The 13,760-nt window shown below is 70.4% G+C and carries 10 protein-coding genes; 4 read left to right on the forward strand and 6 right to left on the reverse strand.

Translation table 11 applies throughout. From position 1 onward, the window contains the following. Positions 1–22: 22 nt before the first annotated feature. The 4 genes from ABNQ38_RS22640 to trpB form a co-directional block, all read right to left on the reverse strand. Positions 23–1,369: a bifunctional folylpolyglutamate synthase/dihydrofolate synthase gene (locus ABNQ38_RS22640; RefSeq protein WP_377808151.1), complete on the reverse strand. Its 1,347-nt coding sequence runs from the start codon at positions 1,367–1,369 to the stop codon at positions 23–25. 38 nt (positions 1,370–1,407) lie between these two features. After that, entirely contained in the window at positions 1,408–2,460 is a 1,053-nt protein-coding gene (gene accD, locus ABNQ38_RS22645; protein ID WP_377808152.1) for an acetyl-CoA carboxylase, carboxyltransferase subunit beta, read from the reverse strand. Positions 2,461–2,615: 155 nt separating this feature from the next. Further along, a complete protein-coding gene (gene trpA / locus ABNQ38_RS22650) occupies positions 2,616–3,461 on the reverse strand; it encodes a tryptophan synthase subunit alpha (protein ID WP_377808154.1) in 846 nt (281 codons plus the stop codon). Positions 3,462–3,481: 20 nt separating this feature from the next. Then, positions 3,482–4,699, reverse strand: coding sequence for a tryptophan synthase subunit beta (gene trpB, locus ABNQ38_RS22655; protein ID WP_377808155.1), 1,218 nt, complete (start codon positions 4,697–4,699; stop codon positions 3,482–3,484). A 226-nt stretch (positions 4,700–4,925) separates the two neighbouring features. Between trpB and ABNQ38_RS22660 the strand changes: the two genes are divergently transcribed. Further along, a complete protein-coding gene (locus tag ABNQ38_RS22660; RefSeq protein WP_377808156.1) occupies positions 4,926–5,798 on the forward strand; it encodes a response regulator in 873 nt (290 codons plus the stop codon). 30 nt (positions 5,799–5,828) lie between these two features. Here ABNQ38_RS22660 and ABNQ38_RS22665 read toward each other — a convergent pair whose 3' ends face one another. After that, positions 5,829–6,038 carry a cold-shock protein gene (locus tag ABNQ38_RS22665; RefSeq protein WP_376957996.1) on the reverse strand — a complete coding sequence of 70 codons (210 nt, stop codon included), beginning with the start codon at positions 6,036–6,038 and terminating at the stop codon, positions 5,829–5,831. Positions 6,039–6,374: 336 nt separating this feature from the next. Further along, a complete protein-coding gene (locus tag ABNQ38_RS22670) occupies positions 6,375–7,790 on the reverse strand; it encodes a sigma-54-dependent transcriptional regulator (RefSeq protein WP_377808157.1) in 1,416 nt (471 codons plus the stop codon). 234 nt (positions 7,791–8,024) lie between these two features. Between ABNQ38_RS22670 and coaBC the strand changes: the two genes are divergently transcribed. The 3 genes from coaBC to ABNQ38_RS22685 all read left to right on the forward strand — a co-directional run bounded on the left by coaBC (position 8,025) and on the right by ABNQ38_RS22685 (position 13,669). After that, positions 8,025–9,260: a bifunctional phosphopantothenoylcysteine decarboxylase/phosphopantothenate--cysteine ligase CoaBC gene (coaBC, locus tag ABNQ38_RS22675; protein ID WP_377808158.1), complete on the forward strand. Its 1,236-nt coding sequence runs from the start codon at positions 8,025–8,027 to the stop codon at positions 9,258–9,260. Between the two features lie 47 nt (positions 9,261–9,307). After that, positions 9,308–9,763, forward strand: a complete 456-nt coding sequence (gene dut, locus ABNQ38_RS22680) for a dUTP diphosphatase (RefSeq protein ID WP_377808159.1) — start codon at positions 9,308–9,310, stop codon at positions 9,761–9,763. Positions 9,764–9,925: 162 nt separating this feature from the next. Continuing rightward, positions 9,926–13,669 carry an ATP-binding protein gene (locus tag ABNQ38_RS22685; RefSeq protein ID WP_377808160.1) on the forward strand — a complete coding sequence of 1,248 codons (3,744 nt, stop codon included), beginning with the start codon at positions 9,926–9,928 and terminating at the stop codon, positions 13,667–13,669. Positions 13,670–13,760: the final 91 nt, after the last annotated feature.

Here is a 13,760-nt window from a genome sequence, read left to right on the forward strand (position 1 = left end):
AAAACAGAAAAACCGGAGGGTGTCAGCCGTTCTCCGCCAGCACCGACCCGGCAAGATAAAGCGAGCCACAGATCAGCACGCGCGCCGGGGTTTGGCGGCCGGCCACAAGGTCGGCCAGGGCAGCGTCCACCCCGTCGGCGGCGGCATGGTCGCGGATGCCGCAGAGATTGGCGGTCTCGCAGGATTCCTCGGCGGTGAAGCTGGCTTCCTCGCCGGGGATCGCCACCGCGCGCAGGGAATGGGTGAAGGGGGCCAGGGGCCCCAGGAATTCGAACGGATCCTTGCTGGACAGCATGCCGTAGATCAGCAGCAGCGGCAGAGAAGAGCCGCCATCCGATCCCTCATCCGGTTGCCCGCGCGACCAGTCGACCGCCTGCCGGGCCAGAACCTCGCCCGCCGAATCGTTGTGGCCGCCGTCCAGCCACAGCTCCCAGCCTGCGGGCAGGCTTTCGGCCAGCGGGCCGCGGGTCAGCCGTTGCAGGCGGGCCGGCCATTCGACGGCGGCGAGGCCGCGGCGCACCTCCTCGTCGTCCACCGCCAGCGGCAGATGGTCGAGACAGGCGATGGCGACGCCGGCATTGGTGATCTGGTGGGCACCGGCCAGTCCGGGCCTCGGCAGGTCGAGCCGCCGGCTGGCGCTCTCGAAGCGGAAGCCGTCCGGACGTTCCTCCACCGACCAGCTCTGGATCGGCGCGGCGATGGCGTTGGCGCGCAGCTTCAGCGCCTTCAGCGCGTCGGCTTCCGGCTGCGGCGCCAGGACCACCGGGATGCCGGGCTTGAAGATGCCGGCCTTCTCGCTGGCGATCTCCAGCAGCGAGTCGCCGAGGAACTGGCGGTGGTCGTAGGAGATGCGGGTGATCGCCGTCACCGCCGGCCTGTCCACCACATTGGTGGCGTCCAGCCGCCCGCCCAGCCCGGTCTCCAGCAGCACCACGTCGGCCGGCACGCGGGAGAAGGCGAGGAAGGCGGCGACCGTCGTCACCTCGAAGAAGGTGATCGGGTTGCCGGCGTTGGCGACCTCGCACTCCTCCAGCAGGGCGGCCAGATGATCGTCGTCGATCAGGCGCCCGGCAAGCCGGATGCGCTCGTGGAAGCGGACCAGATGCGGCGAGGTGTAGACATGAACGCGATGACCGGCCGCCTCCAGCATCGCGCGCAGGAAGGCGACCGTCGATCCCTTGCCATTGGTGCCGGCGACATGGACCACCGGCGGCAGCTTCCGCTCCGGATGGTCCAGCGCCGCCAGCAGACGGTGCACCCGGTCCAGCGACAGGTCGATGACCTTGGGGTGAAGCCCCTTCAACCGATCCAGCACCGGGTCGGAACGGGTCGCGGCCTGACGGGCCAGCGGGGTGGGGGCGTCGATCATGATCGTCTCTGGTCGGGTGGTCGCGAAGGTGCCGCCGGTCAGTCGTCGCCGGCCTGGACCGGCTCCGCCTGGGTGGAGGCCGCCTGCTGAGTCGAGGCCGGCTGGGCCGCGGTCGCCTGCGTGGCGGGCGGCAGACCCGGCTGCGGCGCGACCGGCGGGGGCAGCTGGGCCGGCTCGCCGCCGACGCCCTGGACGGCGCCCTGCGCGGCGGTCAGGTCGAGATCCTCGACCACCGCGTCGATCCGCGGGGTCATCAGCAGGCCGATGGTGCGGACCAGCGTCGGGCGCAGGTCGCGGCGGTGGACGACCATGTCGACCATGCCGTGTTCCAGCAGATATTCGGAACGCTGGAAGCCTTCCGGCAGGGTCTCGCGGATCGTGCTCTCGATCACGCGGGCACCGGCGAAGCCGATCTGCGCGCCCTTCTCGGCGATGTGGATATCGCCCAGCATGGCGAAGCTGGCGGTGACGCCGCCGGTGGTCGGGTCGGTCAGCACCACGATGTAGGGCAGGCCGGCTTCCTTGACCATCTCCACCGCGATGGTGGTGCGCGGCATCTGCATCAGCGAAAGGATGCCTTCCTGCATGCGGGCGCCGCCCGATGCCGGAACGACGATCAGCGGGGCGTTCTTCGCCACCGCCAGACGGGCGGCGGTCAGCAGCCCTTCGCCGACGGCGATGCCCATCGACCCGCCCATGAAGCCGAAGTCGAAGGCGGCGACCACGGCGGCATGGCCGCCGATGCGGCCCTCGCCGACGACGATGGCGTCGGTGCGGCCGGTCTTGGTCTGGGCTTCCTTCAGGCGGTCGGTGTAGCGCTTCTGATCGCGGAACTTCAGCGGGTCGGCGACCGACTTCGGCAGTTCGACACCCTCATAGGCGCCGTCGTCGAACATCGTCTCCAGCCGCTTGACCGGGCCGAGCCGCATGTGGAAGCCGCAATGCTGGCAGACGTGCAGGTTCTCTTCCAGCTCGCGGTGGAACAGCATCGACTCGCAGCTCGGGCACTTGTGCCAGAGGTTGTCGGGCACTTCCTTGCGGGCATAGAGCGCGCGGATCTTGGGGCGGACGTAGTTGGTAAGCCAGTTCATGGAACGCCTTTCAACGACATGGCGGTACGCCGAAGCCCGGCGGCGGCCGGACATCGGGTCCGTGCCGCACCGGGCTCTTCAGCCGGTCGTCGCCATGAGCGATCGTGTTGCAGGTGTCGTAAAGCGGTTTGCCGTCGTTGTAAACCGTCCGTCCCTCAGCCCCGCGCCGCGCGCACGCCCTTGGCCAGCGCGCCGACGAAGCCCAGAACGTCCTCGACCGCAGCCGCCCCGTCGACTCCAGCGGCCAAGCTGTCGGCCAGACGGGTGACGATGGCCGAGCCGACCACGGCGGCATCGGCAACGCGGGCGACCTCGGCGGCCTGGTCCGGCGTCTTGATGCCGAAGCCGACGGCGACCGGCAGGTCGGTGTGGCGCTTCAGCCGGGCGACCGCCGCGTCGATGGCGGTGTTCGACGCGCTGGCGGTGCCGGTGATGCCGGCGATCGACACGTAATAGACGAAGCCCGAGGTGTTGCGCATCACGGCGGGCATGCGCGCCTCGTCGGTGGTCGGCGTCGTCAGGCGGACGAAGCTGACGCCGGCCTTCACCGCCGGCAGGCACAGCTCCTCGTCCTCCTCCGGCGGCAGGTCGACGACGATCAGCCCGTCGACCCCGGCCTCGCGCGCCGCGGCCAGGAACGGCTCCACCCCATAGGCGTGGATCGGGTTGAAATAGCCCATCAGGACGATCGGGGTGTCGGCGTCCTGCTTGCGGAAGCCGCGGACCATCTCCAGCGTCCTGCGCACCGTCATGCCGGCCTTCAGCGCCCGCAGCGAGGAGGCCTGGATCGCCGGGCCGTCGGCCATCGGGTCGGTGAAGGGCATGCCCAGCTCGATCAGGTCGGCACCGGCGGCCGGCAGGCCGTTCAGCACCGCCTGCGAGACGGCGGGATCGGGATCGCCGGCGGTGATGAAGGTGACCAGACCGGCACGGCCTTCCGCCTTCAGCGCGGCAAAACGGCGGGCGATGCGGCCGTCGGCCAGGACGTCCACGCTCTTCATGACGGCACTCTCCACGGCGCTCACAGTTCCACTCCCAGATGCTTGGCGACAGAGAAGATGTCCTTGTCGCCGCGGCCCGACAGGCACAGCACCATCAGGTGGTCCTTGGGCAGTTTCGGTGCGCGCTTGATCACCTCGGCAAGGCCGTGGGCAGATTCCAGCGCCGGGATGATGCCCTCGGTGCGGGCGCAGAACTGGAAGGCGTCCAGCGCCTCCTGGTCGGTGGCATAGGCGTATTCGACGCGGCCCACATCGTGCAGCCAGCTGTGCTCCGGCCCGATGCCGGGATAGTCGAGGCCGGCGGAGATCGAGTGGCCTTCGAGGATCTGGCCGTCCTCATCCTGCAGCAGGTAGGTGCGGTTGCCGTGCAGCACGCCGGGACGCCCGCCGTTGATCGAGGCGGCATGGTCGAGCGGCCCCTTCTCGATGCCGCGGCCGGCGGCCTCGACGCCGATCATCTGCACCGACGGATCGTCGAGGAAGGGATGGAACAGGCCGATGGCGTTGGAGCCGCCGCCGACGCAGGCGACCAGGCTGTCGGGCAGGCGGCCTTCCAGCTCCTGCATCTGGGTGCGCACCTCGTCGCCGATCACCGACTGGAAGTCGCGGACCATGGCGGGATAGGGGTGCGGGCCGGCGGCGGTGCCGATGATGTAGAAGGTGTCGGCGACGTTGGTGACCCAGTCGCGCAGCGCCTCGTTCATCGCGTCCTTCAGCGTGCCGCTGCCGGACGTCACCGGCCGGACCTCGGCGCCGAGCAGCTTCATGCGGAAGACGTTGGGCTGCTGGCGGGCGATGTCGGTCTCGCCCATGTAGATGACGCAGGGCATGTCGTAGAGCGCGCAGACCGTCGCGGTCGCCACGCCATGCTGGCCGGCGCCCGTCTCGGCGATGATGCGGGTCTTGCCCATGCGCCGGGCCAGCAGGATCTGGCCGATGCAGTTGTTGATCTTGTGCGCGCCGGTGTGGTTCAGCTCCTCGCGCTTGAAGTAGACCTTGGCGCCGCCCAGCCGTTCGGTCAGGCGTTCCGCGTAATAGAGCGGGTTGGGCCGGCCGACATACTGCTTCAGCTGCTGGCGCATCTCGCCTTCGAAGGCGGGGTCGGCGCGCGCCTCGCGATAGGCCTTCTCGACTTCCAGGATCAGGGGCATCAGCGTCTCGGCGACGAAGCGGCCGCCAAAGATTCCGAAATGCCCGCGCTCGTCGGGACCGGAGCGGTAGGTGTTCAGTTTGGTCATCGTCTGCGGCACTGCCTGAAGTCGAAGGGAAGCTGGAGTCAGGTGGGCGGCATCGGGTCCGGACACCGGCCAAGCGCGACACCATACCGGCGGGACGCGCCGATTTGAAGCGCCGGACGGCGGGACTCCGTGAATACCACCCGTCCGCATACATGGAGCGGGGCTTTGCAGCGGCAAGGCCGCGCCCTATACACTGGCACCTTCTTCATTGCGGAGCATGCTTGCGATGACTGAGCGGACGCTGCCGTCGCTTCTCCCCACGGACGGTCAGCCGGCGCCATGCCGGATTCTGGTGGTGGAGGACAGTCCGCTGAACCAGATGCTGGTCACCGCCATCCTGGCGCAGGCCGGGCACCGCGCCGACACCGCCGGCAACGGGCTGGAGGCGGTGATGGCGGCGCAGGCCGGCGGCTACGACCTGATCCTGATGGACCTGTCGATGCCGGAGATGGACGGGCTGACCGCCACCCGCCTGCTGCGCGATCTGCCGGGGCCGGCCGGCCGGGTGCCGGTGGTGGCCATGACCGCCGACACCGACGAGGCCGACCGCGTCCGCTGCCAGCACGCCGGCATGAACGACCATGTCGCCAAGCCGGTCGACCGGCTGCTGCTGCTGGAAACGGTGGAGAAATGGCTGCGGGCCTCGGAATGGCGGGCCTCGGCGTCGCCGGACATGTCGTCCGGCTTCGGCCTCTGCGCGTCGGCCGCACCGGCGGCGGCGGGGGAGGTGCTGGACCGCGAGGTGCTGGCCCAGCTGGCGCAGGATCTGGATGCGGAGTTGCTGACCGACGTGCTGCGGCAGTTCGTGGAGGAGACCCGCGAACGGGTGGCGCGCATCGCCGGGGAGACCGACCGCACCGTCCTGACGCGCGAGGCGCACACGCTGAAAAGCACCGCCGGGACCTTCGGCGCCAGCACCCTGTGCAGCGCCGCCCGCGCGCTGGAGATGGCGTGCCGGGCATCCCCGGCGGAGCGGGAGGAGGCCGGAAAAGCGGATGGGAACGGGTCGGCGGACACGGTGGAGAGGCTGCGCGGCGAGATTCCCCGGCTGGCCGGGGATGCCATCGCGGCCTACCGCGCCGCCGGGTATCCGGTCTGACTGTATCCGGTCCGGCTCAGCGCGGGCCCGTCACTCGACGACGCTGATGTTCACGGCGGAGTCCTTGCCGTTGTCGCCGCGTTCCACCTCGAACTGGACACGCTGGCCCTCCGACAGGGCATGCAGGCCGGAGCGCTGAACCGCGGTGATGTGCACGAACACGTCCTTCGAACCGGCTTCCGGCGCGATGAAGCCGTACCCCTTGGTGGTGTTGAACCATTTTACGGTACCGTTGGTCATGGGCCTCCCCCTTAGTCACTGCGAGACAAGTCTTTGGCAAAACGGCTGGGTCCAAGATCGCCGGCATCGGCCGCGCCGTGAGGCCTGCCGGGCAAGCGGAACCAAGACATTGTGCGGGGAGGCTAGCCGCATGCTGTGGTTGCGGGCAATTCCATCTCACGGCATAGGACTAACGACGGCCAAGTCCGGAGTGGAATTACGACCAAGGCGACGGAGCGTTGTCGAAGGGTATTAGCCCGTTTCTTGGCGGTTTCCAGGCATGAGGCGGATTTTCTTGCCGAAATAAAGGGTTAGATCGAAGCCAGACTGCCTCGTCGATCCGGTCGCCGGACGAGGCTACAGCTTCCCCTCGGCCTGCCAGGCCAGACGCTTGCGGTAGATCGTCGAGGCGCTGATCTGCAACAGGGCGGCGGCGCGCGGAATGTTGCCGTCACAGGCCGCGATGGCGTCCTCGATGGCGTCCTTCTCGACCTCCCACAGCGGCTTGATGGCGTCGGGGGAAAGCGGGACATGGGGCCGCAGGGCGGCGGCGGCACCGGCCGGCGCGGCGGCGGCCAGGACCTGCAACGGCTGCGGCGTGCCGAGAGGCGACGGCAGCATCTCGGGCGTCACGGTGTCGCCGTCATGCAGGACCGCGACGATGCGCACGACATTCTGCAATTGGCGGACGTTGCCCGGCCAGTGGTAGTGGCGCAGCGCATGTTCGGTCTGGGGCGAGAAGCGGGTGAAGCCCTTCTTCTCCTCCTTGGCGAACTCGGCCAGATAGTGGCGGGCGATCTCCAGCACGTCGTCCTCGCGCTCGCGCAGCGGCGGCAGATGGATGGGGATGACGTGCAGGCGGTAATAGAGATCCTCGCGGAACCGCCCCTCCTCCACCTCGCGCAGGGGGTCGCGGTTGGTGGCGCAGACGATGCGCAGGTCGACCTTCTCCAGCTTCGAGCCGCCCACGGGGGTGAAGGTGCCGGTCTGGATGAAGCGCAGCAGCTTGGTCTGGAGATCGGGCGCCAGCTCGCAGATCTCGTCCAGGAACAGGGTGCCGCCGTCGGCGCGCGCCGCCGCACCCTCGCGGTCGGACACCGCCCCGGTGAAGCTGCCCTTCACATGGCCGAAGATCTCGCTTTCCATGAGATCCTTCGGGATGGCGCCGCAGTTGATGGCGATGAAAGGGCGGGCCGCGCGCTGGCTCTGGCGGTGGATCGCCTCGGCGCAGACCTCCTTGCCGGTGCCGGATTCGCCGGTGATGAAGACGGTGGCGCGCGAGGAGGCGGCGCTGTCGACGATGCGGTAGACCGCCTGCATCGCCAGCGACGAGCCGATGAAGCCGTGGTAGCGGGCGCGGTTCAGATCCTTCTCGAAGGTGTCGACCAGCTGGGCCAGCCGCAGCCGCTCCATCGCGTTGCGGACCGTCACCACCAGCCGGTCGGCGGAGAAGGGCTTCACCAGGAAATCGTAGGCGCCGTAGCGCATCGCCTCCACCGCCGCCTTCACCGAGCCGTGGGCGGTGATGACGATCACGGCGCAGGGCAGCGCCTGGGCGTCGATGCGTTTCAGCACCTCCATCCCGTTCATGTCCGGCAGCTGCAAATCCAGCAGAACCACCTTCGGCGCGCCGTCGTTCAGCTGCACCAGCGCGTCGGCCCCGGTTTCCACCGAGATAACGGTGTGGGATTCCTTTTTCAGGTATTCCGCGTAGACACGGGCCAGCGAGGGCGTGTCTTCGATCAGCAGGACGGGGATGGAACCTGGCGGCATGCTGTGTGCGACACGCGAAGGTAGGGACGGGACAGCTCCTATTGTCTAACAGATAATTCTGAAAATCCCACCCCTACGCGCATGCGGGCGGTCACGAACATATCGAAATCGTCAACGGACCGAATCTGTCGCGGCCCGGCCGCTTGCCGGGGACGGCGCGATGAACTATCAGCAGCGGTCATGAGGCGTCGGGAAATGGGCTTCGGGAAACGGGCGCCGGAAAGAGGGGGTTCGATGGCCGATCACGCCATTCTGGCCGGCAAGCGCGTTCTGCTGGTCATCGCCGGCGGCATCGCCGCCTACAAGAGCCTGGAGCTGATCCGCCGCCTGCGCGAGCGCGGCGTGACGGTGCGGGCGGTGCTGACCGAGGCCGGCGCCCGCTTCGTCACGCCATTGTCGGTACAGGCGCTGACCGAGGATACCGTCTACCGCGACCTGTGGTCGCTGACCGACGAGTCGGAGATGGGCCACATCCGCCTGTCGCGCGAGGCCGACCTGCTGGTGGTGGCGCCGGCCACCGCCAATCTGCTGGCGCGGATGGCCGCCGGCATGGCCGACGATCTGGCCGCCACCGTGCTGCTGGCCACCGACAAGCCGGTGCTGGTCGCCCCCGCCATGAATGTGCGCATGTGGCAGCATGCCGCGACCCAGGCCAACATGACGCTGCTGGAAAGCCGCGGCGTGCTGCGCGTCGGCCCCAACGACGGGGTGATGGCCTGCAACGAATTCGGTCCCGGCCGCATGGCCGAGCCGATGGAGATCGTCGACGCCATCGCCGGTTTCTTCGCGGAGGCAGCCCACCGGCCCCTGGCCGGACGCCGCGCCATCGTCACCAGCGGCCCGACCCACGAGCCGATCGACCCGGTGCGCTACATCGCCAACCGCTCGTCGGGCAGGCAGGGGCACGCCATCGCCGCGGCGCTGGCGAAGCTGGGGGCGGCGGTGACGCTGGTCAGCGGCCCGACCCGCCTGCCCGACCCGGCCGGATGCCGCGTCACCCATATCGAGACGGCGCGCGAGATGCTGGCGGCCTGCGAGGCGGCCTTACCGGCCGACATCGCCGTCTGTGCCGCCGCGGTGGCGGACTGGCGCGTCGATGGCGCCGGCGACCGCAAGCTGAAGAAGGACGGCGGCGGCCCGCCGGCCCTGGCGCTGACCGAGAACCCCGACATTCTCGCCACCCTGTCCCGCCCTGGCGAGCGCCGCCCGGCCCTGGTCGTCGGCTTCGCGGCGGAGACCGGCGACGTGCTGGCCTATGCCACCGCCAAGCGCGCCCGCAAGGGCTGCGACTGGATCGTCGCCAACGACGTCTCCCCCGGCACCGGCACTTTCGGCGGTAGTGACAACACCGTCCACCTGATCCGTGCCGATGGCATGGAGTCCTGGCCCACCATGGCCAAGGACGCCGTCGCCGCCCGGCTGGCCGAGGCGGTGGCGGAACACTTCACCAAGGATTTCAAGGCGAAGTAGCGTCTACCCGGCGCCCGTCCCGCCATCCGAACACGAGGAACCGTTCCATGTCTCCCACCGTCGCCTTTCTCCGCCTGCCCGGCAACGACGACCTGCCGCTGCCCTCCTACGCGACCGATGGCGCCGCCGGCTTCGACCTGCGCGCCGCGGTGCCGGCGGAGACCCCCGTCACGCTTGAGCCCGGCAAACGGGTGCTGGTGCCGACCGGCTTCGCCGTCGGGCTGCCGGCGGGGTGGGAGATGCAGATCAGGCCACGTTCCGGGCTGGCGGTGAAGAACGGCGTCACCGTGCTGAACACGCCGGGCACCGTCGATTGCGACTATCGCGGGCCGGTCGGCGTCTGCCTGATCAATCTGGGCGAGGAGCCCTTCACCATCGTCCGCGGCGACCGCATCGCCCAGGCGGTGATCGCCGAGGCGCCCCGGGCGGTGCTGGTCGAGGTCGCCTCGCTGGACGAGACCGCGCGCGGCGCCGGCGGCTTCGGGTCCACCGGCGTCGCCTGAACCGACTGGAAACGCGGGCCCGACTTCGCCCCACCCCTCCCCCGCTTTCTATGGCATGATTGCCAGGCCGATGGGGGTAGGTCGGCAGCGGGCGAGGGGGTGGGCATGCGGGGTCCCCGGCTGAACCTGGGGCGGAGCCTGAGGCTCAATCTGGGGCGGAGCGTGGCGTTCCGCATCCTGGCGGGGTTGACGGTCATCGGCGGGCTGGCCGCGGCGACCAGCGTCGTCGCCGTCTCGCTGTTCTCGCGTTTCCACCAGGGTTACGAGCAGATCGCCACCGCCAAGGTTCCGGGGCTGGTCGCCGCCGCCCAGCTGGTGCAGCAGAGCGGCGCCGTCGCCGCCATCGCCCCCGCCCTGGTCGCCGCCCAGGACCAGACCGCGCGCGAAGCGGTGATGGCGCGGATGGGCGACCAGATCGTCCGGCTGGAACAGCTGATGGCCCGGCTGATCGCCCATGGCGGCGCCGTGCGCTTCGCCGATCAGGCCGGCGGCAGGACCGACAACAACAGGGCCGAAAGCAGCCGCGCCGATCTGGGCGAGCTGGACCGCCGCAAGAACGAGCTGGTCGGCACGCTGCTGACCCTGAACTCCCAGGTCCGGCAGCAGCTGGCCCTGACCGCCGAGACCAGCGCCCGCGCCCAGGCGCTGGCCACCCTGACCGGCCGGCTGGGCGCCGCCGAGTCGCAGGAGGCCGAAGGCGCCTGGACCATGGAGTTGCGGGCCGGCTTGCCCGATGCCGAGGCGGCGGAGCGCAGCCGCGAGGCGCTGGAGCGCTGGCGCCGCGAGCTGACCGGCGCGGCGACCACGCTGCTGGCGGCGCTGCGCGCCGACCGCGACAGCCAGCTGGACCGTCTCCAGGCCGACACCCGCACCACGCTGGACAATGCCGCAGAGGCGCTGGCCCTGCTGCCGGCCGAACAGGCCGCCCGGCTGGAACCGTTGCAGCGCGAACTGGTGGAGCAGGCGTTCGGCCGCTCGCCCCTGTTCTCCCTGCGCGAGGCGGAGCTGTCGCTGCAACGGTCGATCAAGCGGTCGGCCGCGCGCAACCAGGCGGTCTCCGACCAGCTGGTCGGCATCGTCTCCGACTATTTCCTGGCAGTGGAGCAGGATGTCGCCCATCGGTCCGGCGAGTTCGAACGGGTGATCCGCGACGGCGAGCGGGCGGTGATCGCCATGGCCGTGCTGTCGATCCTGGGCGCCGCCGCCATCTTCGCCTACATCCACCGCAATGTGGTGGCGCGGCTGCGCCGCCTGCGCAGCGCCATGCAGGCGGTGGAGACGGCCGGGCCGGCCGGAATGCCGGGCCTGACTCCAGACCCGATGCCCGATCTGGACCTACCCTATCTGGATCTGCCGGCCTCCACCCCGTCCGGCAGCCGGGACGAGATTGGCGAGATGGCGCGGGCGCTGTCCTATTTCGTCACCACCATCCGCGCCCGGGAAAGCGCGCTGGCCGACGGCGAGCGCCGGCTGCGCACCATCCTAGAACAGAGCCCGGTCGGCGTCTCGATCGGCCGCGCCGACGGCACCGTCGCCTTCGCCAACGCCCGCGCCGCCGAGCTGGCCGGCCGGCCGCTGGAGGATTTCGTCGGCAGCCGCCACGCGCTGGCCCTGCCCGGCGCCAGCATCAGCCGGGGCGGAACCGGCCAGGACTGGGAGGCGGAGAGCGGCGGCGTGCTGGTCCGCGATGCCGAGGTGGCGGTCGACCGCCCCGACGGCAGCCGGGTCTGGGCCTTGCAGACGCTCCAGCGCACCAGCTTCGAGGGCGAGCCGGCGGTGCTGGCCTGGAGCTACGACATCACCGCGCGCAAGCAGGCGGAGGAGGCGCTGCGCAGCGCCAAGGAGCAGGCGGAGATCGCCGCCCGCTCCAAGGCCGAATTCCTGGCGACGATGAGCCACGAGATCCGCACGCCGATGAACGGCGTCCTGGGCATGCTGGAGCTGATGGCCCTGACCCCGCTGGACGAGGAGCAGCGCACGCTGGTTTCCACCATGCGCGACAGCGGGGCGGCCTTGCTGCGGATCATCGACGACATCCTGGATTTGTCGAAGATCGAGGCGGGCAAGCTGGAGCTGGAGGAGCTGGAGCTGCGCCCGGCCGATCTGGTGGAGGGAGTGTCCGACCTGCTGGCGCCCCAGGCCCACCAGAAGGGGCTGGCGCTGATCTGCGCCATCGACCGGTCGGTGCCGGACCGGTTGCGCGGCGATTCCGGCCGGCTGCGCCAGATCCTGTTCAACCTGACCGGCAACGCCATCAAGTTCACCGACCGCGGCCGGGTGGTGCTGCGCGTCGGCACCGTCGGTCCCGTCGACGCCAATCCGGCCCGGCCGGATCATGTCCGCCTGCATGTGGCGGTGGAGGATACCGGGATCGGCATCGGGCCGGAGGGGCAGGCCCGGCTGTTCCAGCCCTTCAGCCAGGCCGACAGCTCCACCACCCGCCGGTTCGGCGGCACCGGGCTGGGGCTGGCGATCTGCACCCGGCTGATCGAGCGGATGGGTGGGCGCATCGGCGTCACTTCGGTGCCCGGCGCTGGATCCACCTTCTGGTTCACGGTGGAATTGCCGCGTGCGCCGGACTCCCTGCCGGCGCCATCCTCCACACCGCTGGACGGCCTGCCGGTCCTCGTCGCCGACGAGGACGAGGTGCAGCGCGCGGTGCTGGCCTGCTATCTGGAGCAGGGCGGCGCGGCGGTGATGGTCTCCTCCTCGGTGGCCGACGCGGCATCGAAGCTGGGGCGGGGCGGCTTCGGGCTGCTGGTGACGACGACGGCGCTGGCCGGCCGGCTGGACCCGCTGGTTGGCGCCTGTGCTCCGGGATTGCCGCGGCTCCTGCTCGGCGACGGGCGGACGGCAGGCGGCGGGGCGGCGGGCGGTGGGGCGGTCGCCTCTCCCCACACCGCGTCCGGGACGATTTTCGGGTCGGCGGCCGGGCTGGTGCAGCCGGTCCACCGCGCCGCCCTGATCCGCGCCGCGGCCACGCTGACCGGCCGCACGGCCCCGGATGCCGCCGGCGCGGAGCCGGCCGGCCAGCCACCGGCACGCAATGCCGATTCCGCTGCCGCAGCGCCCGGACCGGCGGACGCGGCCGGCCACGGCCCCATCCTGGTGGCGGAGGACCATCCGACCAACCAGCAGGTCGTGCTGCGCCAGCTGCGCCGGCTGGGCTATGCGGCGGAGCTGGCGGCCGACGGCGAGCAGGCGCTGGCGGCTTGGCGCGTCGGCCGGCACCGGCTGATCGTCACCGACTGCCACATGCCGGTGATGGACGGCTACGAGCTGGCCCGCCGCATCCGGGCGGAGGAGCGGGACGGGCGGCGGCGCACCTCCATCGTCGCCATGACCGCCAATGCCCTGTCCGGCGAGATGGAGCGCTGTCTGGCCGCCGGCATGGACGACTATCTCGCCAAGCCGGTGACGCTGGCGCAGCTGTCCCAGGTGCTGGGCCGCTGGCTGGAGGCCCGCCCCCCACCGGCGGAGGCACCGGTTCCGGCTCCGGCCGTCGCGGAGGAGGCGCTTCCGGTTCTCGACCTCGACCATGTGCGCGAAACCTTCGGCTGCACGGCGAAGAACAGCCTGGATGACGGCACGCTCGACATGATGGATTTCTTCATCGAGACGACGCGCCCGACGCTGGAGCGGGTGCGGCAGGCGCTCGACGCCGGCGACCGCGAGGAGGCGCGGGCCGCCGCCCATTCGGCCGCCGGGGCGGCGCGGACCGCCGGGGCGAAGGCGCTGGCCGCCGCCTGCACGGCGCTCGAACGCGCCGTCATCGAGGGGCGCGAAACCGACATGGCCCGCCATGCCCAGGCCATGGCTGCGGCCTTTCCCGAGGTCGAAAAGGCGATTTGCGCCCTGCGCCACACGAAAGAGACGGTGCCCAGCCCGGAAGAGAGCATGGCGTAACCGGACGTGTCGGAGCGAAATCTACCTGGGCGGGAACGGCAATCCGAAAAGACGCAAGGTCGGCGGGTGTCGCTTGTCGGTGGGAAAGGGC

Source organism: Azospirillum sp. A29, assembly GCF_042604625.1.
GTDB lineage: Bacteria > Pseudomonadota > Alphaproteobacteria > Azospirillales > Azospirillaceae > Azospirillum > Azospirillum palustre.